At 47.8% G+C, this 26,461-nt stretch carries 27 protein-coding genes; 8 read left to right on the top strand and 19 right to left on the bottom strand.

Annotated elements, in window-relative coordinates:
- Window positions 1-11: 11 nt before the first annotated feature.
- The 9 genes from ruvA to ACWA5Z_RS08265 form a co-directional block, all read right to left on the bottom strand.
- The gene (gene ruvA / locus ACWA5Z_RS08305) at window positions 12-623 is read right to left on the bottom strand and encodes a Holliday junction branch migration protein RuvA (RefSeq protein WP_431051374.1); all 612 of its coding nucleotides are present in this window, start codon (window positions 621-623) and stop codon (window positions 12-14) included.
- 63 nt (window positions 624-686) lie between these two features.
- Complete coding sequence (gene ruvC, locus ACWA5Z_RS08300; RefSeq protein ID WP_431051372.1) at window positions 687-1,265, bottom strand: crossover junction endodeoxyribonuclease RuvC; 579 nt, start codon at window positions 1,263-1,265, stop codon at window positions 687-689.
- A complete protein-coding gene (locus ACWA5Z_RS08295; protein WP_431051370.1) occupies window positions 1,262-2,242 on the bottom strand; it encodes a DNA cytosine methyltransferase in 981 nt (326 codons plus the stop codon). The genes ruvC and ACWA5Z_RS08295 overlap by 4 nt, the downstream gene beginning before the upstream one ends.
- Entirely contained in the window at window positions 2,239-3,099 is an 861-nt protein-coding gene (locus ACWA5Z_RS08290) for an NgoPII family restriction endonuclease (protein WP_431051368.1), read from the bottom strand. The genes ACWA5Z_RS08295 and ACWA5Z_RS08290 overlap by 4 nt, the downstream gene beginning before the upstream one ends.
- Window positions 3,100-3,170: 71 nt before the next feature.
- Window positions 3,171-3,911, bottom strand: coding sequence for a YebC/PmpR family DNA-binding transcriptional regulator (locus ACWA5Z_RS08285; RefSeq protein ID WP_431051366.1), 741 nt, complete (start codon window positions 3,909-3,911; stop codon window positions 3,171-3,173).
- 37 nt (window positions 3,912-3,948) lie between these two features.
- Entirely contained in the window at window positions 3,949-4,377 is a 429-nt protein-coding gene (gene nudB, locus ACWA5Z_RS08280) for a dihydroneopterin triphosphate diphosphatase (RefSeq protein ID WP_431051364.1), read from the bottom strand.
- Window positions 4,378-6,141, bottom strand: a complete 1,764-nt coding sequence (gene aspS, locus ACWA5Z_RS08275) for an aspartate--tRNA ligase (RefSeq protein ID WP_431051362.1) — start codon at window positions 6,139-6,141, stop codon at window positions 4,378-4,380.
- Window positions 6,142-6,319: 178 nt separating this feature from the next.
- On the bottom strand, window positions 6,320-7,273 hold the full coding sequence (locus ACWA5Z_RS08270) for a DUF945 family protein (protein ID WP_431051361.1): 954 nt from the start codon (window positions 7,271-7,273) through the stop codon (window positions 6,320-6,322).
- An 8-nt stretch (window positions 7,274-7,281) separates the two neighbouring features.
- Window positions 7,282-7,485, bottom strand: coding sequence for a DUF945 family protein (locus tag ACWA5Z_RS08265; RefSeq protein ID WP_449343091.1), 204 nt, complete (start codon window positions 7,483-7,485; stop codon window positions 7,282-7,284).
- Between the two features lie 341 nt (window positions 7,486-7,826).
- Here ACWA5Z_RS08265 and cmoA point away from each other — a divergent pair, with 341 nt between their 5' ends.
- The 8 genes from cmoA (at window position 7,827) to ACWA5Z_RS08225 (ending at window position 14,786) form a co-directional block, all read left to right on the top strand.
- Window positions 7,827-8,555: a carboxy-S-adenosyl-L-methionine synthase CmoA gene (gene cmoA, locus ACWA5Z_RS08260; protein WP_431051357.1), complete on the top strand. Its 729-nt coding sequence runs from the start codon at window positions 7,827-7,829 to the stop codon at window positions 8,553-8,555.
- 15 nt (window positions 8,556-8,570) lie between these two features.
- A complete protein-coding gene (gene cmoB / locus ACWA5Z_RS08255; RefSeq protein ID WP_431051355.1) occupies window positions 8,571-9,536 on the top strand; it encodes a tRNA 5-methoxyuridine(34)/uridine 5-oxyacetic acid(34) synthase CmoB in 966 nt (321 codons plus the stop codon).
- Between the two features lie 99 nt (window positions 9,537-9,635).
- The gene (locus ACWA5Z_RS08250; protein ID WP_431051353.1) at window positions 9,636-9,971 is read left to right on the top strand and encodes a hypothetical protein; all 336 of its coding nucleotides are present in this window, start codon (window positions 9,636-9,638) and stop codon (window positions 9,969-9,971) included.
- A 22-nt stretch (window positions 9,972-9,993) separates the two neighbouring features.
- Window positions 9,994-10,548, top strand: a complete 555-nt coding sequence (locus tag ACWA5Z_RS08245; RefSeq protein ID WP_431051351.1) for a DNA-3-methyladenine glycosylase I — start codon at window positions 9,994-9,996, stop codon at window positions 10,546-10,548.
- A gap of 201 nt (window positions 10,549-10,749) precedes the next feature.
- On the top strand, window positions 10,750-11,571 hold the full coding sequence (locus ACWA5Z_RS08240) for a D-hexose-6-phosphate mutarotase (RefSeq protein WP_431051349.1): 822 nt from the start codon (window positions 10,750-10,752) through the stop codon (window positions 11,569-11,571).
- 191 nt (window positions 11,572-11,762) lie between these two features.
- The gene (gene fumC / locus ACWA5Z_RS08235; protein ID WP_431051347.1) at window positions 11,763-13,160 is read left to right on the top strand and encodes a class II fumarate hydratase; all 1,398 of its coding nucleotides are present in this window, start codon (window positions 11,763-11,765) and stop codon (window positions 13,158-13,160) included.
- Between the two features lie 123 nt (window positions 13,161-13,283).
- On the top strand, window positions 13,284-13,916 hold the full coding sequence (locus ACWA5Z_RS08230; RefSeq protein ID WP_431051346.1) for a chalcone isomerase family protein: 633 nt from the start codon (window positions 13,284-13,286) through the stop codon (window positions 13,914-13,916).
- 45 nt (window positions 13,917-13,961) lie between these two features.
- Window positions 13,962-14,786 (top strand): CsiV family protein, encoded by an 825-nt coding sequence (locus ACWA5Z_RS08225; RefSeq protein WP_431051345.1) that lies wholly within the window; start codon window positions 13,962-13,964, stop codon window positions 14,784-14,786.
- A 74-nt stretch (window positions 14,787-14,860) separates the two neighbouring features.
- Here ACWA5Z_RS08225 and secF read toward each other — a convergent pair whose 3' ends face one another.
- From secF to ACWA5Z_RS08175, 10 genes are all read right to left on the bottom strand, one after another.
- The gene (gene secF, locus ACWA5Z_RS08220) at window positions 14,861-15,838 is read right to left on the bottom strand and encodes a protein translocase subunit SecF (RefSeq protein WP_431051343.1); all 978 of its coding nucleotides are present in this window, start codon (window positions 15,836-15,838) and stop codon (window positions 14,861-14,863) included.
- Between the two features lie 12 nt (window positions 15,839-15,850).
- Window positions 15,851-17,698, bottom strand: a complete 1,848-nt coding sequence (gene secD, locus ACWA5Z_RS08215; RefSeq protein WP_431051341.1) for a protein translocase subunit SecD — start codon at window positions 17,696-17,698, stop codon at window positions 15,851-15,853.
- A gap of 43 nt (window positions 17,699-17,741) precedes the next feature.
- Entirely contained in the window at window positions 17,742-18,041 is a 300-nt protein-coding gene (gene yajC, locus ACWA5Z_RS08210) for a preprotein translocase subunit YajC (protein ID WP_431051339.1), read from the bottom strand.
- A gap of 140 nt (window positions 18,042-18,181) precedes the next feature.
- Window positions 18,182-19,342: a tRNA guanosine(34) transglycosylase Tgt gene (tgt, locus tag ACWA5Z_RS08205; protein WP_431051337.1), complete on the bottom strand. Its 1,161-nt coding sequence runs from the start codon at window positions 19,340-19,342 to the stop codon at window positions 18,182-18,184.
- Between the two features lie 212 nt (window positions 19,343-19,554).
- The gene (gene queA / locus ACWA5Z_RS08200) at window positions 19,555-20,655 is read right to left on the bottom strand and encodes a tRNA preQ1(34) S-adenosylmethionine ribosyltransferase-isomerase QueA (RefSeq protein WP_431051335.1); all 1,101 of its coding nucleotides are present in this window, start codon (window positions 20,653-20,655) and stop codon (window positions 19,555-19,557) included.
- A 77-nt stretch (window positions 20,656-20,732) separates the two neighbouring features.
- Window positions 20,733-24,134, bottom strand: coding sequence for an exodeoxyribonuclease V subunit gamma (gene recC / locus ACWA5Z_RS08195; protein ID WP_431051333.1), 3,402 nt, complete (start codon window positions 24,132-24,134; stop codon window positions 20,733-20,735).
- A 57-nt stretch (window positions 24,135-24,191) separates the two neighbouring features.
- Complete coding sequence (locus ACWA5Z_RS08190; RefSeq protein WP_431051332.1) at window positions 24,192-24,521, bottom strand: DUF5374 domain-containing protein; 330 nt, start codon at window positions 24,519-24,521, stop codon at window positions 24,192-24,194.
- On the bottom strand, window positions 24,502-25,173 hold the full coding sequence (locus ACWA5Z_RS08185; protein WP_431051330.1) for a DUF2572 family protein: 672 nt from the start codon (window positions 25,171-25,173) through the stop codon (window positions 24,502-24,504). The genes ACWA5Z_RS08190 and ACWA5Z_RS08185 overlap by 20 nt, the downstream gene beginning before the upstream one ends.
- Entirely contained in the window at window positions 25,173-25,925 is a 753-nt protein-coding gene (locus tag ACWA5Z_RS08180) for a prepilin-type N-terminal cleavage/methylation domain-containing protein (protein WP_431051328.1), read from the bottom strand. The genes ACWA5Z_RS08185 and ACWA5Z_RS08180 overlap by 1 nt, the downstream gene beginning before the upstream one ends.
- Window positions 25,888-26,406 carry a type II secretion system protein gene (locus ACWA5Z_RS08175; protein ID WP_431051326.1) on the bottom strand — a complete coding sequence of 173 codons (519 nt, stop codon included), beginning with the start codon at window positions 26,404-26,406 and terminating at the stop codon, window positions 25,888-25,890. Before ACWA5Z_RS08175 ends, ACWA5Z_RS08180 begins: the two co-directional genes overlap by 38 nt.
- Window positions 26,407-26,461 lie beyond the last annotated feature (55 nt).

The raw sequence follows: 26,461 nt of genomic DNA, 5'->3' as shown, positions 1-26,461 counted from the left end.
TTTTACCCTATTTATAACGCCGCTTTTAACGCTTCACGGATCAACTGCTCGCTGGTGAATTCCGGTTTCGCGATCCGCTTCACCATTTTTTCCGCATCAAGCGGTTTATAGCCCAGTGCCACCAACGCCGCCACCGCATCATCTTCATAATTCGGTGCGCTCGAATCCAATTCGTGACGGCTGCCGCCCGGCAGCTGCACAAAGAAATCGGCTTTTTTGACATTGGCAAATTTGCCTTTTAATTCAACCAATAACCGTTCAGCCGTTTTTTTACCGACCCCGGGAATTTTCACCAATTTGGATAATTCCTCGCGTTCAATCGCAAAAACGAACTCATCGACCGACATTGCCGACAAAATCGCCAACGCCAGTTTTGGCCCGACGCCGTTGGTTTTAATCAGTTCACGGAACAAAGTGCGGTCTTGCTTGCTGGCAAAGCCGAACAATAAATGCGCATCTTCGCGCACCACCAAATGGGTGAACAGGGTTGCGCTTTGATTGACTTCCGGCAAGTGGTAAAAACTGGTCATCGGCAGTAGCAACTCATAGCCAACGCCTTGCACATCAAGCAAAATTTCAGGCGGTTGTTTTTCCAATAATGTGCCGTGTAGACGTCCGATCATAATGATGTCTCTTTAATTCGTATGATGTGGCATAGCATAAAATAAAACTGTATAAATAACCAGTTATTTTTCAGCTTTTAAGCGAAAACGTCCGCGGCTGTAACGGGCTTTCAGACTCAAACCGCACTTTTCAGCTTGAAGTGCGGTGCTGGCGGTTTTGCCGATTTGGAGGGAATGCTGCAAACTGTGGGCGTGGGTGATCGCAATCGCCAACGCATCGGCGGCATCGGCTTGCGGCTGTGCCGACAGGTTTAAAATCCGAGTGACCATATGCTGCACTTGCACTTTGTCCGCCGCCCCGCTGCCGACCACCGTTTGTTTCACCAAACGCGCCGCATACTCAAACACCGGCAGATCAAAATTGGTGGCGCAGACTATCGCCACCCCGCGCGCCTGCCCCAATTTCAAAGCGGAATCGGGGTTTTTCGCCATAAACACCTGCTCTATCGCAAACATGTCCGGCTGAAACTGGGTGATAATCTCACTCACACCGGCATAGATCCGCTTTAAACGGAGCGGCAAATCCTCAACTGCGGTACGAATCGCCCCACTGCCGAGGTATTCCAACTTACGCCCGTTCTGCCGAATCACGCCGTAGCCTGTAACACGCGAGCCGGGGTCAATACCTAGAATGATTGTCATAGAAAAATTTGCTCTTTTATACTACTTGCAATAATTTTTGCCATTTCAACTGGAACAGCATTGCCCACCATTTTATAACCAGTATCTACACTATCATAAATGAATTCAAAATCATCTGGGAATGTTTGAATTCTCGCGCATTCACGAACAGTCATTCTTCGATACAAATATTCATATCCTTCAGCAAAAATATGCTTATTTTTATCGATCTTAGGCATTATTGGTGCTTGTGGGTGTAATTGTGCTTGTCGTCCACTAGCCTGAACCGTAAAACCAAACTCTTCCCATTGACGAACCCTATTTCTGCTCATAAAAATAGTCGAGAATCCACCTTCAAAATACTCATGATTTAATATTTCTAAATTTCGATTAGCTTTATTTTTGATTCGTGCTGGTTTAGCACTATCCTTTAAATCAAAAATACTATCTTTCAATGTTCTTTTTACTGATGTATTAACTGGGAATTTGAAATCCTTATCCAAATCTTTTCTTATCCCAATGTAAAAAACACGTTTTCTATCTTGTGGAATGCCATAATCAGATACATTGACTAAATTAACCGTAAGATTATACCCGCAGTCAATAAACATCTTTTTGATAGTCTCAACTGCCTCTTCATGCCTTTTAGACATCATTCCAACTACATTTTCAGCTAGAAAAAATTTAGGTTGTTTTTCTCGAATGATACGAATGTAATCAAAAAATAACTGTCCTCGAAGATCATTAATGCCTTTCAATGATCCTGCTTCAGACCAAGATTGACAGGGTGGTCCTCCAATAATTCCATCACAATCTGGAATATCATTTGATAATATTTTTCTAATATCTCGGGTATCTAAATAAGCTGAATGGTTTTTCTTATAAGTAGCCCAAATTGTTTTATCATACTCATTTGCAAAGATAATTTTAAATCCTGCCTGCTCAAAGCCTAAATCTAAACCACCTGCTCCTGAAAATAAACTAACAATATTCATCATGCCTCACTATATGAAAAGGTAATTAGCTTTGCATTTTTTAGTTTAGCTGGATTATTAGGGTCTTTAATCTTAATATCATTAATAACCAATGAATCATTTTTCTCCACGTTAGAAAGTAAATCAGATTTATTTTCCAATGAATTGAACTTCTCATCATTAATAATTGCCATAAAATTAAAGGAGCAATTAGGATTCCTAGTATAAATATAATTAAAAACCGTAAATGGATTTTCAATCCCCCACATACCTCTAATTCTTAGATAGGTAATTCCTAATGGATCAACTTTATTTACTCGACCTAATTCCTTAGTTTCAGAAAATTCAACATCTTCAATTTGAGTGATCCCTTTTTTTATATACATTTTAATTTGTTCATAAACATCTTGTGTAGCACAATAATCATCACCATAAACGAAACATAAAGAGGTTAATTTATCATTATCAACTACACCAACGCTATAAATCATATCTTTTTCAATCCAATTACCACCATCACATTCACGACAAGCTTTCTTAAGCATTGGATTTGAAGAAAATAGTTTTGCTTTTGGATAACTACTATTTAACGCTAGACTCGAATTAGGCAACTCAATTTTTTTCACTTCAATTGCATCACCTTGCTTTAAAATCATATCTGGAGGATTATTCTGATTACCTAAGTAACTGAAAGTTGAAGAAATTTTTTCAGTTCTTATCTGTTCGTTATTTTCATTTACCGTATCAGCAAATAAATCTTTAATATATTCTTCTAAAGATTCACCCATGTTATTTGCACGATTTCGACCTGTTGCATATTCACGCAATCTAAATTGTGGTTCTCTAACTAAATTAATGATTGCATTAATAATATTTGCCATATTTTTCTCCATATAGCAATGCCCTGATTTCAGGGCATTATTTAATTATTACAGTAAAAAATAAATCTAAACTACAACAACGCCGCGACTTCATCGCTGATTTCACCGTTGTGATACACGTTTTGCACATCATCACACTCTTCCAGCATATCAATCAAGCGCAATAATTTCGGTGCGGCTTCGGCATCTAAATCCACTGTGGTTGACGGAATCATCGACACTTCGGCACTTTCAATTTTAAAACCCGCCGCTTCAATGCCGTCGCGCACTGCGCCCAGTTCTTCCCATGCGGTATAGATTTCAAAACTGCCGTCATCTTGCGGTTGCACATCATCAGCACCGGCTTCGATTGCCGCTTCGATTAAGCTGTCTTCATCGCCTTGCGCAATCAAAATCAAGCCTTTTTTGTTGAACAGATAGCCGACCGAGCCTTCCGTACCTAAGTTGCCACCGCACTTGGTGAAACTCGGGCGCACTTGTGAAATGGTGCGGTTGGCATTATCGCTCAAACACTCCACCATCACCGCCGTGCCGCCCGGACCGTAGCCCTCATATACACGGGTCTCCATATTGGTATCATCGCCGCCGCCCACGCCGCGCTCAATCGCACGGTTAATGGTGTCGCGCGTCATATTGCTGGCAAGCGCTTTATCCACCGCCGCACGCAAACGCGGATTCGCGCCTGCGTCACCACCGCCGATTTTCGCCGCTGTCACCAATTCACGGATTAATTTGGTAAAAATTTTGCCGCGTTGTGCGTCCTGCGCCGCTTTGCGGTGTTTGATATTCGCCCACTTACTATGGCCTGCCATCTTGATTTCCTCTTGCTATTTATTTTTAACTGTTTGTTTATTTTAGTAAAAATTGTTCAATCGCCGCCGCATTGTTCCACGATTTGGCCATCGTCACCGCCTGCTCTGCCGTCACCCAACGATACGCCGAATGTTCACTCAACCGCACTTCGCACTCTTGCGCCAACGGCAACAAAAACCAATGTTCGTGGCAATGGGTAACATCACGCGCATAACGATGACGAAACTGCGGAAAAATCTCAAAATCAACGGATTGTTGACAATCGACCAAACCGACCGCACTTAGCCCTGTTTCTTCCGCCACTTCACGCTTTGCGGCGCAAAGTGCGGTTTCGCCCGCCTCCAAACTGCCCGACACCGACTGCCAAAACGCAGGATCATCATTACGTTGCAACATCAGCACTTGTTGGCTATCGGTGGCATAGATCACCACCAACACCGATTCGGGGCGTTTAAATCGTGACATTTACGCTTTCGTTACCGTTAAGGCAAGCTCATTCAACGCCTGTTCATTGGCAAAACTTGGCGCGTCGGTCATTAAGCACGCGGCGGCAGTGGTTTTCGGGAATGCGATTACGTCGCGGATATTGTCCGTGCCGGTCAAGAGCATAGTTAGGCGATCCAAGCCGAATGCCAAGCCTGCGTGCGGTGGCGTGCCGAATTTTAACGCGTCGAGCAAGAAGCCGAATTTTTCTTGTTGCTCTTGTTCGTTAATGCCCAAGATATTGAACACGGTTTGCTGCATTTTTTGATCGAAGATCCGTACCGAGCCGCCGCCCACTTCGTAGCCGTTGATCACCATGTCATAAGCATTGGCGACCGCACTTGTCGGCTCGGCTGCCAGTTGTTGCGGCGTGAAATCTTTCGGTGAAGTGAAAGGATGGTGCATTGCCGCCAATTCGCCCTCGTCACCCATTTCAAACATTGGGAAATCGATCACCCACAGCGGTTTCCATTGATCCGCTTGGGTCAAGCCTAACTCTTTGCCGACTTTCAAACGCAGCGCACCCATCGAGTCGGTCACGATATTGTATCTATCCGAACCGAAGAAAATAATGTCGCCGTTTTGCGCGTCCAAACGCGCCAAGACCGCACTTAGCACCTCTGCCGATAAGAATTTGGCAATCGGGCTTTGCACGCCGTCAATGCCGGCGGCGATATCGTTCACTTTCAGCCACGCCAAGCCTTTCGCGCCGTAAATCGCAACAAACTGGGTATATTCGTCAATTTGTTTGCGGGTCAACGTCGCCCCGTTCGGCACGCGCAACGCCGCAACGCGCCCTTTCGGATCATTTGCCGGTTCGTTAAACACTTTAAATTCGACCTCTTTCAGCAAATCGGCAACATCGACCAGCTCCAACGGGTTGCGCAAATCCGGTTTGTCCGAACCAAAACGACGCATGGCTTCGGCGTAAGTCATAATCGGGAACGTGCCCAAATCCACACCGATAGTCTGCTGCCATAAGCCGCGTACCAATTCCTCCATCACCGCGCGGACTTCTTCGGCGGTCATAAACGAGGTTTCGACATCGATTTGGGTAAATTCAGGTTGGCGGTCGGCACGCAAATCTTCATCGCGGAAACATTTCACGATTTGATAATAACGGTCGAAACCGGACATCATCAGCAATTGTTTGAACAGTTGCGGCGATTGCGGCAGGGCGTAGAATTTGCCTTTATGCACCCGGCTCGGCACTAAATAGTCACGCGCGCCCTCCGGCGTGGCTTTGGTCAGCATTGGGGTTTCGATATCCAAGAAACCGTGTTCGTCCATAAAGCGGCGTACAAAACTGGTGATTTTGGCACGGGTTTTGATCCGTTGCGCCATTTCCGGGCGGCGCAAATCCAAATAACGGTATTTCAAACGCTGTTCTTCGGTGTTGTTTTGGTTGAAATCCAACGGCAACACGGCAGCGTTATTGTAAATTTTCAGCCCTTTCGCCAGCACTTCCACTTCGCCGGTCGCCATATCCGGATTGATATTTTTTTCCGTGCGCGCAATCACTTCCCCTTGAATTTGCACACAAAACTCATTGCGCAACGTAGCCGCCGCGTCAAATGCCGCTTGCTGTGCCGGATCAAAAAACACTTGTACAATGCCCTCGCGATCACGCAAATCGACAAAAATCATCGCCCCGAAATCACGGCGGCGGTGAATCCAACCGCTCAGTGTTACTTCTTGTCCGATATGGCTACGATTTAGCGAGCCGCAGTAGTGTGTACGCATCATAATCTGTGTTCCTTGCTGATTTTAAATTGAATTCCCGATTCTCAAGACGGAAAAAAGTTGAGAAGATTAACTGGCGGATTATAACGGAATTTTACGCCGGAATGAACAGCTTTATCGCTTGGGCGAGATGAAAGCAAAAGTGCGGTCAAACAACCGCACTGAGAGAGTAAAACGATTATTACGGCATTGCCGGCGGCAAGCCTTGCAAATCCGACGGTGATAAATTCGGAATCGATAAATCGTATTCGCCGCTCGGTAAGAGCAACTCGTCGTCATCTTCACCAAATGCCGCCGCTTCGCTGTCGGTTTCATCGTATAACGAATTAGCGTAGTCCTCGTCATATTCCAAACCGTCATCGCTATAAAACGCCTGCCCCAAGGCAAAAAGTGCGGTCATAAACACTTGCTCGATCGTTTCCTGCGGCACGACTTCCCCGTTATATTTTAATTGCCCGTTTTCCAACAAGGCTTTTGCGCTAAAAGCCTCCGGGGTTTCAATAAATGATCTGTTTTCGGTTAACAATTGCAACATATGTTGATAGCCTTCATCTGCTTCTTGCGTGATTTGTTCCGGCGTCAACCTCTCCTGTTCTGTTTCACTTTTAACGTTGGCAATCTGGGTCAGCGATTGCTGTAACATTTTTTTGTCGATTTCCGCATTAAAATCAAATTTGGACAAAAAGCGTAAAGGATCCGGGTTTACCGTTTCATCCGCGCTATCTGACTCGGTAAAATTGATCCCCAAATCCAGCGTTAACCGGCTGATACCGCCGCTGTTGCTCCACGCCAGCGGTGAAAACTGCAATTCCGGCTTTTTCGCTAGAATCGTCAGCGCCGCACGCTGTGCTTTTTCATCCTGCTCAGGCGTCGCTTGTCCGTCAACCGGAACGCTGTCACTCGCTTCATCCGACTGAATCGCCAATGCCATTTCTTTGATCGCCAAAGTTTGCGTGCCGATTGCCAGATCTTGCCACTGGGTCGGTTGCAACAAGCTATCCAGTTTTATTCCTCTTATTCTCAATTCATTGTTTTTAAGCGAATTTTTATCATCCGCTTTTCCCGAGAGAGCAAGATGATCCCAACTCAGCTTAACATCACCAATGCCTTGCAGGTTGGTGTCGGAATCAATCACCACCTCGCTCATGCTGAACGAGATATTGTTTTAAGGTATTCCAGCGCCGCAATCCGGATTTGCGACACAACCCGATCGTTGTAACCGAGGCTAAAATCAATGGTCAGCGGATTTTGCGCTTTGCTCAGTTCGAACCACGGCTCGACCAGCTCATTTTTGCCAAGTGCGGTCTGTCCCGCTGCCAGCACCGGTTTTAACTTGAATTTAGCCAAGTTACTTAGCGGCAATGGTCCGTGCTTAGACTATTTTTCGCCAATACAAGGCAAAAAACATGAAGTTTAGTTATTCTAAACGAACGGCTTTTAACGCCGTAGTGGCGAAAAAGAGTCATAGCCCTGCGGGTTGTGTTTAAAATTAGCCACTCCTCGTTGTCATCCTCACCAATAGTCTCGCTATTGGTTTCGGCTTACGCCTAGATTGCGCTAATTTTAAACGACAACTCAAAATATAAACAAACATCAACAAACCCTAAAAAAATTGCCCCACAAAAGCATTTGTCGCCCTTGCGCCTTTTGCGTACAATAACCGCACTTTTACTGATTTTGACTATAAAATGAACAAAGATACGCTATTTTCCGCACCGATTGAGAAAATCGGTGATTTTACCTTTGACGAGGCGGTTGCCGAAGTCTTTCCCGATATGATCCAGCGTTCCGTGCCGGGTTATTCCAATATCATCACCGCGATTGGCATGCTGGCGCAGCGGTTTGTGCAGCCGAATACGCAAGTGTACGATCTCGGTTGTTCGCGTGGGGCGGCGACGTTGTCGGCGCGGCGCAATATTAAACAGCCGAATGTAAAACTGATTGCGGTGGATAATTCGCCGGCGATGATCGAGCGTTGCCGCCGCCATATTGAGGCTTATCACGGCGAAAGTGCGGTTGAAATTATGTGCGATGACATTCGCCATATCGAGATTGAAAATGCGTCGATGGTGATTTTGAATTTCACCCTGCAATTCCTGCCACCGGCTGACCGCACTTTGCTGTTGCAAAAAATTTATCGCGGTTTGAATCGCGGCGGCGTGTTGGTGCTGTCGGAAAAATTCCGTTTTGATGATTCGATTATCAACGAGTTGCAAATCGATCTGCACCATGAATTCAAGCGTGCCAACGGTTATAGCGAGTTGGAAGTCAGCCAGAAACGCACTGCACTTGAAAATGTAATGCGCACCGATTCGATTCCGCAACATAAAGTGCGGTTGCGCGAAGTGGGATTTGAGCAGGTTGAATTATGGTTTCAGTGCTTTAATTTTGGTTCTATGTTAGCGATTAAACAATAAAATGAGAGAAATAGGATGATTGATTTTCGCCCGTTTTATCAACAAATCGCCCAATCCAATTTGTCGGATTGGCTGCAAACCCTGCCGCTGCAACTCAGCCGGTGGCAAAAAAATGCGCACGGCGAATATGCAAAATGGGCGAAAGTGATTGAATTTTTGCCGGCGCTAAACGCCGGCGAAATCAACCTGAAAAGTGCGGTCGAAGCGGTTGCGGCTGCGCCGTTGTCCGGTGGCGAACAGCAACGGATTGTGTATCATTTGAAGCAACTTATGCCGTGGCGCAAAGGTCCGTATCACTTGCACGGCATTCATATTGATTGCGAATGGCGTTCCGATTTTAAATGGGATCGGGTGCTGCCGCACTTAGCCCCGCTGCAGGATCGCACGATTTTAGATGTCGGCTGCGGCAGCGGTTATCATATGTGGCGCATGGTCGGCGAGGGCGCAAAAATGGTGGTCGGAATCGATCCGACCGAGCTGTTTTTATGCCAGTTCGAAGCGGTGCGCAAACTGCTGAATAATGACCGCCGTGCACATTTAATTCCGTTGGGCATTGAGCAAATGCAGCCGCTTGCCGCGTTTGACAGCGTATTTTCAATGGGCGTGCTCTATCACCGCAAATCGCCGCTCGATCACCTCAGCCAACTGAAAGATCAGCTAGTCAAAGGCGGCGAATTGGTGTTGGAAACGCTGGTGATCGACGGCGATGTCAATAGTGTATTAGTGCCGCAAGATCGCTACGCCAAAATGAAAAACGTCTATTTTATTCCGTCGGTGGCGGCACTGATCAATTGGCTGGAAAAGTGCGGTTTCCGCAATGTGCGCTGTGTTGATGTGGCAGCCACTTCGCTGGCAGAGCAACGCAAAACCGACTGGTTGGAAAACGAATCGCTCATCGACTTCCTCGATCCAAACGACCACAGCAAAACCATCGAGGGCTATCCTGCGCCGAAAAGAGCGGTTATTTTGGCAAATAAATAAGGTAATGCGGCTGATAAAAATACCAACTATGAGGCATTAACATTCCCGTTGGCAGGCGTAAGATATTGCTTGATTTTTATTAGATAAGAGTACGATATTATGTCTAATCCGTTTCATGCCCGTTGGACGGCGGTCGGCAACACGCTTTGCCTCGGGCACTGGGAAATCAGTTATCAAGGGCTGCCGCTGGTGTTGCCCGAACAAAAACGCGAACACGATATGGGGACTAACGGTATCTATAGTTTTATGGATCCGGAAGAAGAACTGTTTCGCGAAGGGCTGTATGAAGACGAGTGGATTATTGAAAACGCCGATTGGTTGGCGGACGTGTTTGTCACCTCGAATGTGCCGTTGGACGAAGAACATTTCCATTATTTCTATCAAGCCGTCAATAAAGAAGATTGGCGTTGCGGCAGCTGTGGCGGTTGTATGTAGCCTTACACTATAAGGAAAAACCATGAGTTATTGTGATTACGTCAACAATCTAACCCCCGGGCAAGAGCAACCGAATAAAACCTACCACGATCAGCATTACGGTTATCCGATCAGTGATGACAACGAGCTGTTTGAGCGGTTGGTATTGGAAATCAATCAAGCCGGTTTGCGTTGGACGTTAATACTGAAAAAACAACAGAATTTCCGTGCCGCTTACGCCCAATTCGACATTGCCACTGTTGCCGCTTACAGCGAAGAAGACAAAGTGCGGTTGTTGAATGACGCCGGTATCGTGCGCAACAGGCTGAAAGTCAATGCCGCAATTCATAACGCACAGCAAATTTTATTATTACAACAGCAGTATGGTTCGTTCAAAAACTGGCTCGATCACCACCATCCTCGCGCCCTTGCCGATTGGGTTAAGTTATTCAAAAAGCAATTTAAATTCGTCGGCGGCGAAATCGTCAATGAATTTCTGATGAGCACAGGCTACTTGCCCGGCGCACACCAAACGGATTGCCCGATTTATGCCAAGGTGTTGGCAAGCGAACCGGCTTGGCTGAAATCAACATCATAGCGAGGTCATCCATGGAGTACAAATTTGATATCGCTTTAGATGAGCAATCGGAAAACATTATTAAAAAAATGCTGAATTCCAACAATTACCAATCAAAAAATGAGATTATACAAACGGCATGTGAGTTACAACTAAATCCAATTGCCAAGCCTTTTAATCCGCGTAGAATATCAACTACTTTCCATTCCAAAGGGTTACATTATGTCATTTCAATCCATACAACTGCTGAAACATATCCACCCGAGTCTTTCCCTGCAACAAATTAATGAAATTCCGGTTATCGTGCTGGATCACCCGCTTGGCAAAGCGGTGATCGCCTTGCAAGGGGCACACTTGCTCAGCTGGCAACCGCACTTTGCCACCGAAGATCTTTTGTGGTTAAGCGAAATCGAGCCGTTTAAACTGGGTGTGGCAATCCGCGGGGGAATTCCAGTGTGTTATCCATGGTTTAAAGATTACGGCACTCCGGCACACGGCTATGCACGGATTAACCTGTGGCAACTCAGTCAATGGCAAGTCAGCGATAACAAAGCCGAGCTAACCTTCACGCTGTATGACAACAATCATCTCGTTGAAGCCGAGCTGAAAATGGTGTTTAGCAGCGAATGCGTATTAACTTTCACGCACTATGGCGAACAAGAAGCGCAACTGGCGTTGCACAGCTATTTCAAGGTCGGCGATATTGCGCAAACCACGTTACACGGCTTGCCGAAAACCGCACTTAATACGTTAAATAATCGGCAAGAAAATGTCGCTTCGCCTCGTCAATTCACGCAGGAAACCGATTGCATTTATTCAGCGGAAAATCCGATTAGCCGGATTGAAGATAAAGCCCAACAGCGGATGATTGAAATTGAACATATCAATGCCTCGGATATCGTGGTGTGGAATCCGTGGCAGAAAAAAACCGGCAGTATGTCGCCGAAGGGCTATCAAACCATGCTATGTGTTGAAACGTCGCGGATTAGCCGCAAATTGACGCAAGGGGAAAGCGTGCAAGCGGTGATTCGAATCCAACGCTAAGCCCCACTGCTCCAAACCGCTAACGCAAGGGCGTTCAACACGCCCTTTGCCCCCTAATATTTGTCAAACTTCGTGACTCGTCTCACAAAACTTCATTTGTCATGATTTAGATCATCGCCTTTGCATTCCACTTAATAGGTAGTAATGTTAAAATTTTTCCGTTACCAATTCTATTAATAGAGGAAATTACTATGACATTTCGTATCGAAAAAGACACTATGGGTGAAGTTCAAGTTCCGGCAGACAAATATTGGGCGGCGCAAACCGAGCGTTCACGCAATAATTTTAAAATCGGTCCCGCCGCTTCTATGCCGCATGAAATCATCGAAGCTTTCGGTTACCTGAAAAAAGCCGCGGCGTTTGCCAACACCGATTTAGGCGTATTGCCAGTGGAAAAACGCGATCTGATCGGGCAGGCTTGTGATGAAATTCTGGCGAATAAACTGGATGATCAATTCCCACTCGTGATCTGGCAAACCGGTTCAGGTACGCAATCGAATATGAACGTCAACGAAGTGATTTCCAACCGCGCGCACGTGCTTAACGGCGGTAAACTGGGCGAAAAAAGCGTGATCCACCCGAATGATGACGTCAATAAATCCCAATCCTCCAACGACACCTACCCGACTGCAATGCACATCGCCGCTTACAAAAAAGTGGTGGAAACCACCATTCCATGCGTGGCGCGTTTGCAAAAAACCTTCGCCGAAAAAGCGGCGGCGTTCAACGATGTGGTGAAAATCGGACGCACCCACTTAATGGACGCAACCCCGCTCACCTTAGGGCAAGAATTTTCCGCCTATGCGGCGCAATTGGATTTCGGCTTAAAAGCGCTGAAAAACACGCTACCGCACTTGGCGGAATTGGCGCTAGGCGGCACGGCGGTCGGCACAGGCTTAAACACGCCGCAAGGTTATGATGTCAAAGTGGCGGAATATATCGCCAAATTCACCGGCTTGCCGTTCGTGACTGCGCAAAATAAATTCGAAGCCTTGGCAACCCATGATGCGATTGTGGAAACCCATGGTGCGTTAAAACAATTAGCGGTCTCACTGTATAAAATCGCCAACGATATTCGTTTATTGGCGTCGGGTCCACGCTCCGGTATCGGTGAAATTTTAATCCCTGAAAATGAGCCGGGTTCCTCGATTATGCCGGGCAAAGTCAATCCGACCCAATGCGAAGCCTTGACCATGGTATGCGCACAAGTGTTGGGCAACGACACCACCATCTCGTTCGCCGGTACGCAAGGGCATTTCCAACTGAACGTATTCAAACCGGTGATGGCGGCAAACTTCCTGCAATCGGCGCAACTGTTGGCTGACGCTTGTGTGTCATTCGACGAGCATTGTGCGGTTGGTATTGAACCGAATCACCCTCGCATTCAAATGCAGTTGCAAAATTCATTAATGTTGGTGACCGCACTGAATACCCATATCGGTTACGAAAATGCGGCGAAAATCGCCAAAACCGCCCACAAAAACGGCACTACCCTGAAAGAAGAAGCGATTAACCTTGGTTTGGTTACCGCTGAACAATTTGAAGAGTGGGTTCGTCCTGAAGATATGGTCGGCAGCCTGAAAAAATAACGCTGGCGCGATGAGAACGGGATCTTCGGATCCCGTTTTTATTCCCGGCTAAATTAGACCTTATCACCGTTTATGTTATAATCTCATTAAGTTGTGTTGTCCGAGTAATTCATCGGTTATATTATGAAATTATTAAAAATTGCCACTCCCCTGTTCCTTTTGCTTTTCAGCAAGCTGGCTTCGGCGACTTGGTTGCCGGTCGGTACGGTTGACTATACTTGGGGGCCTTTCCATATCTATACCATTACCCTGTATAGCGAAAATGGCGAATACCAACCGAACCAACGTCCGCTCATGCTGACGTTGAATTATGCCAAACCGGTCGAAGGCAAAAACTTTGCGATTACCATTAAAAAAGAGCTAAGCAATATTGCGCCGCAAGTCTCTCCCGAGTTACAAAGCCAGTGGGCGGCAAAATTAGAACAAAGCTTACCGGATTTTCAACCGCAAGATTTGCTGAATTATATTGCTTTGGAAGATACCGGTTATTTTGTGCTGAATGATACCGTATTGGAACCGCAATTCGGCAACGCGTTTAATCAGGCGTTTTTGGATATTTGGTTGTCACCGCAAAGCAGTTTTAAACGCTTACAAAGTAAATTATTAGGTCTCGATAAAGATCAACCGAGCAAATATTCGCCGCCGGCGCGCCAACTGGAAACCGCCCCGGTAGAAGAGGAAAGCCGGGATCCGTTAATCCTGCCAACGGTGCCCGACACCGTCCCTGCTACACCGGAAAGCGCAGAAGCCAGTTAATTCGACGTTGTTGTTTATAGCATTTTTATGATGGGAGTCTCTGTTATGCGTTTACCCCGAACCGTTTTGTCACTGGTTGCAAAATCTCTCAGCCTAATGTTGATTGGAAGCCAAGTTTATGCGGAACAAACCCCAAGCGCCGATCATCAAAGTGCGGTCAGCGCCGCCATTCCAACGGACAATCCGCCGCAATCCGCCACTGCTGCTGAAGAGTATGCCACGCAAATTAATGTGGAGATCATTGCATTCCAACGCCTGCTAGACGGCGATAGTCTGAACCAGCAATTCCCGGAACTCAGCTCGGTCATTCCGACCGCCGATGCCATTTTACCATCGGAAACACAAATCAACGCACGCGCATTGCCCGACAGTGCTATGCAGCTCAATGATATTTATACGAAATTTGAACAACACGATGCCTATGTGCCGTTTTATCACCAAGCTTGGACACAAGCGCTAAACCAACAAAGTTTGGCCGTGCCGATTCACATTCAATCAGCCGCGGATCGTCTCCCCTCGTTGGATGGGCGTTTTACGGTGTGGCAGGATGATAAAATCGAGTTAAATTTCAATCTGGCTTTTAGTTACGACGACAAAAAAAGCGCCTCCCGCTTAATGCCGGTTTTTGGCAGTGTCGGACAAGATGTGACAACCGTTGTACCGGATATTGACGCGGTCTCCGATAAAGAGCAAGAAACCGAAACCGCCGTCGCCTCGGCACGGCACACTATCCAGTATCAAAGCCAAAGCAGTTACACGGATAACCAAATGATGTATTTTGACCACCCGTTGTTCGGTATTTTAGTTTTGATTAACAGTGCCGATGGCAAACCGCTTAAAGGCGTCAGCGGCAGTAATATGACGCCATAACCTTTCTTATTCAATATAACAGAAAGCCATATTTGTGAACAAATATGGCTTTTACTATCGCCGCGAAAATCTGCCTACGGCATAATCGCCTCTTGGTCTTCGCCTTCTTTTTCAACTTTCGGCGGCAGCATGTGTTCGCGTGTTAAGCCGAGATCCAGCGCAAGTGCGGTTGCGATATAAATCGAAGAATACGTACCGAAACCAATCCCGATTAATAAGGCAAGTGAGAAGTTATGAATACTCGGCCCGCCCCAAATATACAATGCCAATACCACGACCAAGGTGGTTGCCGAGGTCATCAAAGTTCTGGCAAGGGTTTGGGTCAAAGAAATATCCATAATGTCTTGTGCCGCAGTACGGCGGATTTTACGGAAGTTTTCGCGGATTCGGTCAAATACCACGATACTATCATTCAGAGAATAACCGATTACCGAGAGAATCGCTGCCACGAAAGTCAAGTCGATTTCAATCTGTAACGCAGCGAATACGCCCAAGGTTACAATCACATCATGTGCTAACGCTAAAATCCCGCCGGCTCCCAAACGCCATTCAAAGCGTAGACCGACATACAACAGCAACATAATTAAGGTTACCAACGTGGCATAAATCGCCGCTTCGGTCAGCTCTTTCCCTACGTTCGGACCAACAAACTCAATACTGCGCACAGTTGATTGAGCATCAATACTTTGCAGAATATTGATCACTTTCGGTCCAATCGTGGTGTCGCCGTCTTCCGACGGTAAACGGATCATCACATCACGCGTGCCACCGGAAGCCTGCACCACCGCACTGCCGAAATCATTTTCCGCCAATGCAGACCGCACTTTCGGTAAATCCGCCGGTTGGGAGAAGCTGGCTTCGATCACGGTACCACCGGTAAAATCCAAGCCCCAGTTAAATCCCTTCGTCACCACAAAGAATAAACTGATGGCTATCACCGCTAACGAAAAAATATAGCCGGGAATGCGGTATTTCATAAACGGGATTACACTGCGTGCCAGTTTTATGCCGCTTTCGGTTTCAATAGGTTGTTTTGCTTTTACATTCACCATTTAATCCTCAATCTAAATTGACAACTTATCAATGCGTTTGCCGCCATACAGGAAGTTCACAATCGCACGCGTGCCGGTGATTGCGGTGAACATAGAAATCGCCACGCCCAATGACAAGGTGATGGCAAAGCCTTTTACCGGTCCGGTGCCGACCGCATACAAAATAATCGCGACCAAAATCGTGGTTAAGTTGGCGTCGAAAATACTGGAAAAGGCACCGTTGTAGCCTTCGTGAATCGCTTGTTGCACGCTGCGCCCGTTGCGCAACTCTTCCTTAATCCGTTCAAAGATCAGCACGTTGGCATCGACTGACATGCCCACCGCCAACACGATTCCGGCAATGCCCGGCATTGTCAGGGTTGCCCCCGGCAGTAAAGACAACACGCCAATCAGCAATACGATATTCAGCACTAAGGCAAGGTTGGCTATCATGCCGAATTTACGATAGACAAACAGCATAAACAGAATGGTGAAACCTAAGCCGTATAGACTCGCTTCCATGCCTTGTTCGATATTTTGCGCCCCTAAAGACGGCCCGATCGTGCGTTCCTCTACGATTTGAATCGGCGCAATCAACGCCCCGGCACGCAACAGCACCGATAAATTTAACGCTTCAGCCGGGCTGTCGATACCGCTGATACGGAAACGGCTGCCGAGACGATCGTTAATGGTCGCCACGTTAATCACTTCTTCGTGTTTTTCCAGAATCGGCGTGCCTTTGTCATCAACCCGACCACTCTCTTTATACTCGCTGTATAAGGTTGCCATCGGTTTGCCGATGGCATCGCGGGTCGCCGCCGCCATCAAATTGCCGCCCTCGCTATCGAGGGTAATATTCACTTCTGGGCGACCTGTAGTGTGATCGCTGCCCGACGTTGCCCCTGTGATATGTTCGCCGCCAAGAATCACGCGACGATACAGCACTACCGGATTGCCTTCGCGATCATTTTTCACTTCGGAATCTGACGGCACCATGCCGCGTGCAGCAAAATCGGCACTCGCATTAGTATTCACCAGACGGAATTCCAAGGTCGCCGTCGCACCCAAAATTTCTTTGGCGCGCGCGGTATCTTGCACGCCCGGCAATTCAATCACTATGCGTTCGGCCCCTTGGCGTTGCACCACCGGTTCCGCCACACCTAATTCATTTACCCGTTTACGCAAAATCGTCAGGTTTTGCTCAATCGCGTGTTCACGCACCTGTGCCAAGTCCGCTTCCGACATGGTAAGCGTAATCACTTTGCCGTTAAGGCTTTGTTGTAAATTCGGATCAATGCGGCGAATTAAACTTTGCGCTTCCGATTCGGAGGCTTGTTCGCCCAGCGTAATGACGGTGGAATAGTTTTCACCTTGACGGATATTAGTATAAGCAATCCGCGCTTTGCGCAATTCGGTGCGCAAATTGTCTTGGCGCTGGGTTTCCAGTTTCTCAAGTGCGGTCTTCATATCGACCTGCATTAGGAAACGTACCCCACCGCGCAAATCCAATCCCAGTTTCATCGGGCTGCCGCCAATCGCTTCCAACCACGCCGGGGTTGCCGGCGCCAGATTCAACGCCACTGAATAACCCTTGCCTAAATTTTCAGCCAGTTTATCTTTCGCCAGTAGTTGATCATCGGTATTGGCGAATTTTGCCAACACAGAACCGTTTTCCAATTGTAACGATTTCACCGCTAATTGGTTTTGTTGTAAGACTTGTTGTACTCGTTGATAAGTGGTGTTGTCTGCCTGCTGTCCGCGGGTGCCGGAAATTTGCACCGCAGGATCTTCACCATAAAGATTTGGAAGAGCATATAAAATGCCGATGGCGACCAAAATGATCACCATCAGGTTCTTCCATAAAGGGAAACGATTTAACACAATTAATGCCCCTCACTCGGAAGTTAATTGGAAGATTGGAAAATTACAGGGATTTCAAAGAACCTTTTGGCAGCACCGCCACCACGAAATCACGTTTGATGGTCACTTCGATATTGTCATTTAACGCAATCACGATGTAATCACTTTCGGCAGAGGCTTTGCTGATTTTACCGATTAAACCGCCGCTGGTCAGCACTTCTTCGCCTTTCGCCAGTGACGCCATTAAATTGCGGTGATCCTTGTTACGTTTTGCTTGCGGACGATAGATCATAAAATAGAAAATTAAGGCAAAGATTACCAAAATAAAGATCATTTGCATTCCGCCGCCTTGTTGTGCGTCCATTTTTTTATCCTTTTTAAGTTAGTGATTAAATTAAGTAAACAGGACGCTCATGCTTGTTCAACATAACCGCCCCGACTGTAATAGCGGTGTTCAAAATAGCATAAAACACGGCTAAAGTGAAAATCTTCTTGTTGTCAGGCTTATTTTCCGTCATCAAATGCGTGGTATTCATTCAACGGCGGCACCGGCTTGCCGATACGGGCGTAAAACTGCGCGACAAACTGTTCTAATTCGCCATTTTCAATCGCGGTGCGCAACTGTGCCATCAAGCGTTGATAATAACGCAGGTTGTGAATGGTATTCAGTCTCGCACCCAAAATTTCACCGCACTTGTCCAAATGATACAGATAGGCTTTGGTGTAATTTTTACAGGTATAACAATCACATTCCGCTTCCAATGGCGATACATCGTCGCGGTATTTGGCGTTACGGATTTTAATCACGCCGTCTGCGGTGAACAAGTGTCCGTTGCGCGCATTGCGGGTCGGCATCACGCAGTCGAACATATCAATCCCGCGGCGCACGCCTTCCACCAAATCCTCCGGTTTGCCCACGCCCATTAAATAACGCGGTTTATCCTGCGGAATTTGCGGACAAATATATTCCAAAATGCGGTGCATATCTTCTTTCGGCTCGCCCACTGCCAAACCGCCGACCGCATAGCCGTCAAAACCGATTTCCACCAAGCCCTCGACCGAAACCTTGCGCAATTCTTCATATACGCCGCCTTGAATAATACCGAACAACGCATTTTTGTTGCCTAATTCATCGAAACGATCACGGCTGCGTTTCGCCCAACGCAGCGACATTTCCATTGAATTTTTGGCATAATCAAAATCGGCGGGATACGGCGTGCATTCATCGAAAATCATCACAATATCCGAACCGAGATCATATTGAATTTCCATTGATTTTTCCGGCGATAAGAAAATTTTCTCGCCGTTAATCGGATTACGGAAATGTACGCCCTCTTCTTTGATTTTACGAATATCGCCCAAGCTGAACACTTGGAAACCGCCGGAATCGGTCAAGATCGGCCCGTGCCACTGCATAAAATCATGCAGATCGCCGTGCAGTTTCATCACTTCCTGCCCCGGTCGCAGCCACAGGTGAAAGGTGTTGCCCAACAAAATTTGCGCGCCGGTGGCTTTCACTTCTTCCGGGGTCATGCCTTTCACCGTGCCGTACGTCCCGACCGGCATAAACGCCGGCGTTTCCACGCTAAATTCCCCTTGCGGACGTTGAAAGGTCAAACGCCCGCGCCGTGCGCGTCCGTCGGTGTTGTGTAATTCATATTTCATATTTTGCTCCTATCAACGGAAAAACAGTCCGAAGATTGATCTTATTTAAAGAATAAAAGTGCGGCGATCCGTACTTTTGCTTTATGTCCCTCCCCATTTTTCTAGCGAAAAATGGTACTCCCTCCGCACAGGGAGGAAGGGAGAAAAGAATCTTCCAGCTACCTAAAATATCGTGGCTACTTAAAATATCGTAATTAGCTTGATTTGAAAACTCAAGCCAATCCGCTCACATCAGGATTTTTGCTAATAAACATCGCGTCGCCGTAACTAAAGAAACGGTACCGCTCGGCAACCGCACTTTGATACGCCTGCATGGTATGGCGGTAACCGGCAAAAGCAGAAACCAACATCACCAAGGTCGATTCCGGCAAATGGAAATTGGTAATCAGCGCATCGACCACGCGAAACGGTTTGCCCGGATAAAGGAAAATCGTAGTGTCGGAAAAATAAGGCGCAAGCAAGTGCGGTTGTTGTTGCGACAACGGTGTTTCCGCCGCTGCCAATGCCGCACTTTCGAGGGCGCGCACCGAGGTCGTGCCGACCGCAATCACCCGTTTCCCGGCAGCTTTGGTGGCTAACACCGCTTGCACCGTCTGCTCATCGACTTCAACATATTCGGCGTGCATATGGTGATCTTCCACTTTTTCCACCCGCACCGGCTGGAATGTGCCTGCGCCGACGTGCAAAGTCACAAAGGCAAAATTCACGCCTTTTGCCGCCAATTTGTCTAACAACGCCTGATCGAAATGCAAACCGGCGGTCGGCGCGGCAACTGCGCCGGGCACTTGATTATACACGGTTTGATAACGCTCCTGATCCATTTCTTCATCAGGGCGATCAATATACGGCGGCAACGGAATATGCCCGATTTGCTGTAAAATCGCCAACAACGGCGTATCGCCGACCACTTCCAACTCAAACAAGGTATCGTGGCGCGCTTTCATCACAAAAGCAATGCCGTTGCCCGCGCCTAACTTGTCTTCGCCCAGAATAATCTGCGCCCCGGCTTGCGGCGCTTTCGAGGCACGCACGTGTGCCAAACAACGGCGTTCGCCCAACACCCGCTCAACCAACACTTCTAATTTGCCACCGCTGCTTTTGCGTCCGAACATGCGCGCCGGAATCACACGGGTATTATTGAACACCAATAAATCGCCGGCGTCGACCAAATCCAACACCTCGGCAAATTGACGGTGCCGCAATTCGCCGCTTTGTCCGTTCAGGCACAACAAACGGCTGCTGCTGCGTTCCGCTTTCGGATAACGTGCAATCAGCTCGTCCGGCAACTCAAAATGAAAATCTGAAACTTGCATTTTTCCCACTCAATGATAAAAATTAAGCCTGCTAGTTTATTGATTGTTGCCACAAGTCGCAAGCGGATCATCACGATTTACTGACTTTCCCCAACCGCACTTTGCGCCATCAGCCCAAACCACTGCTGCATTTTCTCTTTTATCGCATTCAAATCAAGCTGTTGCTGTTGGCTGAGCAGCCGTTGCCAATAGGGATCGGCTTTGTCGCTTTCATGGAAACCGTCTTGTGCCAAGTTTTGAATTTCCTGCCGTAATTCCTCGTCTGTTTTCGCTTTATCGGCAAAAAACAGCGGATAAAGTGCGGTTGGCACCACAAACAACTGCTGTTCCGAGCGCAGGAAATCCGCAACGTAACAAGCTAACTGTTGTTGCGCTTGTTCGACGCTCATCTCCGCAAATTGCAAACGGCTCACCTTGCCTTTCTCAATCCCATAAAAGTGCGGTGTTGCGGCGGTTTGTTGCCGTTGCACGCATTGGGCTAAATAGGTGATCCAGCTTTCGATTTGATGTTGCGCTTTCACGCTGCCGCTGCGCCAGCGCACTTGCCGCCCTTGATACAGCTGTGTGATGTCGCCTTGCAATCGGTAATCTTGCCCGTCAATCTCAAACGTTAAATCAATCGGCAGGGTTTGCGCCGTTTGGCTTAAATACGGCGCAATCGCGGCACTGAGCGGTTGCAACTCGTCGCTGATTTTTTGTTCGGCAATCTCAGCAAAGGCGGCGCGCGGCAATTCGCCTTTATATTTGGCGTAGTCGAATTGTTGCCCCCAATCGCTTGCCGGTTGCCGTAAAAGCCGTTCCTTTAATTGGTAGTTTTCCAGTTTTGACAACTGAAACACTTCGCTCTCTTCCAACGCGGTGTCATATTGGCGGAAATACGCGCCAAGCTGTTGTTCAAAAAAATAACGCAACGGATCTTGCACAAAACGGATCAAACGATCCAATTCTATCACCGCACTTTGCAGCGGATTTGCCGCCAGCGGTTGCACAAAATTGCTAACGTCATGTTGTTGCTGCGTTGCCGCCAGCCACCCTTTGGCAAAAGAGCGGTTTGGATTGTGCGGCTTGAAATTTTCGGCACTGAACACGGTCATCGGGTGGGTTTGGATCAATTTTGAGCGCACTTCGCCGCTGTCCGTTGCGATTTGCTCCGCCAAATAATCGACGAGCTGGCTGACTAACACCGACGGTTGCAACACTTGATTATCGGTCAATGAACGTCCGACATAGCTGATATACAGCTTTTGTTGCGCCGATAAAATCGCCTCTAAAAACAGATAGCGATCATCATCACGCCGCACGCGGTCGCCTTTTTGCGGCGCATATTGCATTAAATCAAAGCTGTTCGGATTATGTCGGCGCGGATAATCGCCCTCGTTCATGCCGAGCAACGCCACCACCTTGAACGGAATCGCGCGCATCGGCAGCAAGGTGCAAAAACTCAATTTGCCGTTGAGAAAATTGAAACTGTTGTCTTCTTCCGATAAACGGCTGTTCATCAGTTCCGCCACCACCTCGCTGCTCAATTCGCCTTCAAATTGGGTCTCAAGTGCGGTTTGAAACACCTCATCAATCCGTTGCGCCAAAAACAGCAGGGCGTGGCGGCTGTCGTCGCTGTCGATAAAAAACTGCTGTAACGCATTTTGTAACGCCTGTTGCCAATCAGCAATGCGGTGTGTTTGTTGTAACAAGGCATGCCAATCTTGCAATTGTTGCAAAAACTCGCCCAGTTTGCCGACCAATTGCGCATCCAAGCCGAAGCTAAAATCAAATGCCACCGTCTCTTGCCAAACACCGTCCGCTTCGCGCATTGCCGTGCCAAGTAGCATTCTTTCCAGCCCACTTTGCCATGAATTGTAATTCGGCTCGCTTTCCCCCTCGCGGCGCAAGCCATAGCGAATGCCGTTCTGCGCCACCCAGTTTTTCAATGTTGTCAAATCAGAGAGTTCAATCGCAAAACGTTCACGCAGTTCGGCAACGTCAAGCAGCCCCAACACGGCTTCGGCGGTGAACGGGCTTTCTTTTAATTGCAACAACGCCAAAAAGGTTGAGATAATCACATCGCTGTGACTGTGTTTGCGGTCGGCGATTTCGTAGGGAATAAAATGCGGATCTTGGTAACCGTATTGCGCAAACACCGCATGAATATACGGCACATAGTTATCCACGTCCGCCACCATCACCACGATGTCTTTCGGCGTCAACGTGCGGTCTTGTTGAAACCAATGTAATAGTTGATCGTGTAAAATTTCCACTTCGCGCATTGGGCTGTGGCAAGCATGAATCGTCAGGCTTTGATCCTGCGCCTGCCAAACGAACGGCGGCGGCGATTGCAGCGGTTGCAAATCCAAAATCGCATTTTGCAGTTGCGCCAACAAGCCGTTCCCCGCAATCGCGGCGTAAGCGTCAATTTCATTGGCTTCGCTTTGACTTAATAATGATAAAAAATCGCGCCCCATTTTGCCCCATGCCGCCAACAGCGGATTGCCGCTTTGCAGATAGCCGAGCGGATTTTGCCAATCGTCCTGCGTGGCTTGCGCCTGTTGCTGCGCATTCAGCCACGGGCGCGAGTCTGCTTGTTCGGATGTTTCTTGCAAATAGGCTTGGCGCCGGCGCAATTGCAACTTTTGCAGAAAAGTGCGGTCAAGAATATCGCCCCAGTAATAACGGCACGGATTATTAAAAAACAGGTGGACTTCACTCTGCCGTGCCAACGCCTGAAAGGTTTGCAGATAAGCGGTCGGCAAGGCGGAAATACCGAAAATAAACAACCGTTGCGATGGCAATGCCGCCGTTTGCTTTGCCAATTGTTGCAAATAAGCCGTATGCAAATTGGCACGGTGATAACACTGTTCGCCCTGCTCTGCGCTTTGCTGCGCCACCCGCGCATACAACGCCCGCCACAATTTGCCCTGCCAGCTGACCGCACTTTGCAGATCTTGCTGCAATAAAGCCGACAATTCTTGATTATTTTGGCTTAAGCCGCGCCGTAATTGTTGCAGAATATCCTGTTCCCGTTGCTGTTCCCATGCGGTGATCCACTCGGGGCGATAGACCAAATATTGGTCGAACAGATCGGCAATTTTGCTTGCCAAGTGATACAGTTTTTCCTGTTCTAACGGCTCGCCGAGATATTTTTTCAATGGGGTAAAATCGCTGTCTGCCAGCAGCGTGGGAATCAGCGCCAACAAATGCCACAACATTGCCTCTTTTTGAAAGGCGTTTTGCTGCGGCACATTCGGCAAAGTGCGGTGATATTGTTGCCAAATAAAACTCGCCGGCAGCGGAAAATCGATGTTGGCGGCAACGCCGCACTCCGCCGCAATCTGTAATTTCAACCACTGCGCCATGCCCTGACTTTGCACCAAAATCTGTTCGCTCCGGAACGGATCAGGCAGCGGATTACGTTGCATTAAGTTGACTAAAATCGCTTTTTGAATCTCTAAATGGTTGGAATAATACAGGTGCAGCACGGTCATTCTCCTTGGCAGATGTGTTGCCATTGTCAACAAGAGCGCTAACGATTGCAAGCCGATTTAGCGATTTTCCGCACTCAAGCTGATTTCGCCCAACGGAAACCGCACTTTCACCCGTTGCGCTTGGCATTGCACGTCAAAGCGGATCTGATTTTGTGTGATCGGCGTTTCACAGCCCAAGCCCAAACGTTGGCGTGCAAATTGGTTTTGCGCCAGCAACAGCGCCTGATATTGCTGATAAATCTGCAAACCGTCACGCTGTTGTGCCGTCAGCCAACGGGAGACTGCCAACAGGCTGAAACTGAACAACATTAACGTCAGCAGCACCGCCGCCGTGCCCGCACCACGCCGATAGGCAAAACGCATTCGCTTATAACGGGTTAAAATCATGCCAACTGCCCTGCCTATACTGCCATTGTTGATACTCGGCAGCGGTTTTTTCGATCACTTGCGGGGTAAAAACAATCTGATCCTGCCGTTCCAACCGCACTTTACCGTTATGAATGACTGCGCCAAACAGTGTGCCGTCGCCGTTTAAACTGAGATCGCCCTCGGTGATCACCACGCCATAAAAATCCTGTTGCAACTGCCATTCAGCGTTTTCCACCAGCCACAATATGCCACCGCGCTGGTAATCTTCGGCACTTAACGGCAGGGTTAAAAATGTGAATTGTTCCACCTCGGCGTTCAAAAAATCACCTATTTTACTTGCCAATGCCTGTTGCGGCAACTGTTTAAACAGGCTTAGTTGGCGACATAATACAAAGTGCCGCTGCGTTTGCTTATCCGCGCCGGCAAAGGTTAAACGAAAAGTATCACTTTCGGCTCGGTTTATTGCGGCTTGTCGGCAAGCCGAATCGGCGTCAGGCGATAAACTCCGTGCCAACAACGGCTCACGTTGTTGTAAATAACGCATACGTTCGCCCAAATTGGCGCGCTGTAAGCCCAACACATCATGATCGACCAACAGAAACAGCCACAACACCGACGACAGCAACAAAAGCGCCCACAAACTCGCCATGCCCTTTTTCCAAGCTAACATTATTCTCCTGCCAATAAACGGTTGTGCAGTGCAATCACCACCGCACTTTGATATTGAATGTGCGGTTCGCGCTTATAATTGGCTTGAATTTGCACTAACACTCCGCGCCGTTGTGCCAGCCATGAAAAGTGCAAACGGCTGACCTGGTAGATGTCGCTGTCCAAGAGATCCGCCCAACCGCGCGTATCGCAACCGTTTTTTGCCAAGTAAGCATGGCATTGTTCACGCTCACACTGCTGAATTGTGCCGCTTTTGTACATCGCGCGCGTTTCCACCATTTTGCTTTTTAAACGATAACCCAACAGCTCTTTTTGAATGTCCAGCGTTCGATTTTGCCCCGCCACTTGGCACTGTCGACCATGATTGCCGCCGACGCAACCGCTGTGATCCAAATCGTACCAAAACAGTAAACAGCTGTTTGCGCTTTCACGGTTTGCCGCCGTGATCGTGGTTGAGCTGCCGTCTGCGTGGTTAAACAGCGCTAAGTTCGTTTGCTCAATCCGTTGATCGAGGTAAGCAAAACCGCTGCGGCTAATATCTTTTGCCATCAGTTGCAGTACTTTTTGCACCTCCTGCTGTAGTTGCAAACGCAGCAATAATTCGCGGTTAAACACGCTGGCTCGGCTGAAAAAACCGACAATCAACAACAAAAGGAACGAACCGACCGCCGCCGCAATCATCAATTCCAACAGGGTAAAACCCGCTTTATAACGCTTAGCTGTCATTAACACAGGCACTTGCCGCTTGGTCATCTTTCACCCTTAAACTGCCGACATTAAACAAGGAAAAAATCGAGCGGTGTTTGCCTGCCTGCAACACGAAACACGCCGCCGAGAAGGTGTCTCGTACACCGCTCAAGCGACTGATTTCGCTCGGATAGTATTTTTTACTGATAATCTGGGTTTGCGGTGCAAAACTCGCTTGATAAAAATGCGCCTGCACGCGTGCCGGACAACCGGCGGGAATAAAACAATCGCACAGCAGATTATCCTTGCGCTGTACCGTTACGCACCAATTTTTGTGGGTATCGCGGTTGATCAGCAACAACCAAATCTCCTGTGAATTTTCAATCCGCAGCTGCATATGACGCAAAAAGGCGAACAACTTTCTCTGCTCTTTCTGCAACACCTGATAATCCGACAACGCCTGCCATTGCGGACGTGTTGCCGTCGCCAATACGCTCAACACAAACACCGCCAATAACACGTCCAATAAAGTAAACCCGCTACGCATCACGCCTCCTTTTTGGAAGCCAAGTTTAGAAAAACGGCAAAAAATACCAAGTGCG

This window comes from Testudinibacter sp. P80/BLE/0925 (genome assembly GCF_053570785.1).
This window is presented reverse-complemented; position numbering and strand designations above follow the sequence as displayed.

Bases quoted from the DNA above. Each gene is read 5' to 3' on its own strand.
- ruvA (WP_431051374.1), bottom strand. From the start codon at position 623: ATGATCGGACGTCTACACGGCACATTATTGGAAAAACAACCGCCTGAA.
- ruvC (WP_431051372.1), bottom strand. From the start codon at position 1,265: ATGACAATCATTCTAGGTATTGACCCCGGCTCGCGTGTTACAGGCTAC.
- ACWA5Z_RS08295 (WP_431051370.1), bottom strand. From the start codon at position 2,242: ATGATGAATATTGTTAGTTTATTTTCAGGAGCAGGTGGTTTAGATTTA.
- ACWA5Z_RS08290 (WP_431051368.1), bottom strand. From the start codon at position 3,099: ATGGCAAATATTATTAATGCAATCATTAATTTAGTTAGAGAACCACAA.
- ACWA5Z_RS08285 (WP_431051366.1), bottom strand. From the start codon at position 3,911: ATGGCAGGCCATAGTAAGTGGGCGAATATCAAACACCGCAAAGCGGCG.
- nudB (WP_431051364.1), bottom strand. From the start codon at position 4,377: ATGTCACGATTTAAACGCCCCGAATCGGTGTTGGTGGTGATCTATGCC.
- aspS (WP_431051362.1), bottom strand. From the start codon at position 6,141: ATGATGCGTACACACTACTGCGGCTCGCTAAATCGTAGCCATATCGGA.
- cmoA (WP_431051357.1), top strand. From the start codon at position 7,827: ATGAACAAAGATACGCTATTTTCCGCACCGATTGAGAAAATCGGTGAT.
- cmoB (WP_431051355.1), top strand. From the start codon at position 8,571: ATGATTGATTTTCGCCCGTTTTATCAACAAATCGCCCAATCCAATTTG.
- ACWA5Z_RS08250 (WP_431051353.1), top strand. From the start codon at position 9,636: ATGTCTAATCCGTTTCATGCCCGTTGGACGGCGGTCGGCAACACGCTT.
- ACWA5Z_RS08245 (WP_431051351.1), top strand. From the start codon at position 9,994: ATGAGTTATTGTGATTACGTCAACAATCTAACCCCCGGGCAAGAGCAA.
- ACWA5Z_RS08240 (WP_431051349.1), top strand. From the start codon at position 10,750: ATGTCATTTCAATCCATACAACTGCTGAAACATATCCACCCGAGTCTT.
- fumC (WP_431051347.1), top strand. From the start codon at position 11,763: ATGACATTTCGTATCGAAAAAGACACTATGGGTGAAGTTCAAGTTCCG.
- ACWA5Z_RS08230 (WP_431051346.1), top strand. From the start codon at position 13,284: ATGAAATTATTAAAAATTGCCACTCCCCTGTTCCTTTTGCTTTTCAGC.
- ACWA5Z_RS08225 (WP_431051345.1), top strand. From the start codon at position 13,962: ATGCGTTTACCCCGAACCGTTTTGTCACTGGTTGCAAAATCTCTCAGC.
- secF (WP_431051343.1), bottom strand. From the start codon at position 15,838: ATGGTGAATGTAAAAGCAAAACAACCTATTGAAACCGAAAGCGGCATA.
- yajC (WP_431051339.1), bottom strand. From the start codon at position 18,041: ATGGACGCACAACAAGGCGGCGGAATGCAAATGATCTTTATTTTGGTA.
- tgt (WP_431051337.1), bottom strand. From the start codon at position 19,342: ATGAAATATGAATTACACAACACCGACGGACGCGCACGGCGCGGGCGT.
- queA (WP_431051335.1), bottom strand. From the start codon at position 20,655: ATGCAAGTTTCAGATTTTCATTTTGAGTTGCCGGACGAGCTGATTGCA.
- recC (WP_431051333.1), bottom strand. From the start codon at position 24,134: ATGACCGTGCTGCACCTGTATTATTCCAACCATTTAGAGATTCAAAAA.
- ACWA5Z_RS08190 (WP_431051332.1), bottom strand. From the start codon at position 24,521: ATGATTTTAACCCGTTATAAGCGAATGCGTTTTGCCTATCGGCGTGGT.
- ACWA5Z_RS08185 (WP_431051330.1), bottom strand. From the start codon at position 25,173: ATGTTAGCTTGGAAAAAGGGCATGGCGAGTTTGTGGGCGCTTTTGTTG.
- ACWA5Z_RS08180 (WP_431051328.1), bottom strand. From the start codon at position 25,925: ATGACCAAGCGGCAAGTGCCTGTGTTAATGACAGCTAAGCGTTATAAA.
- ACWA5Z_RS08175 (WP_431051326.1), bottom strand. From the start codon at position 26,406: ATGCGTAGCGGGTTTACTTTATTGGACGTGTTATTGGCGGTGTTTGTG.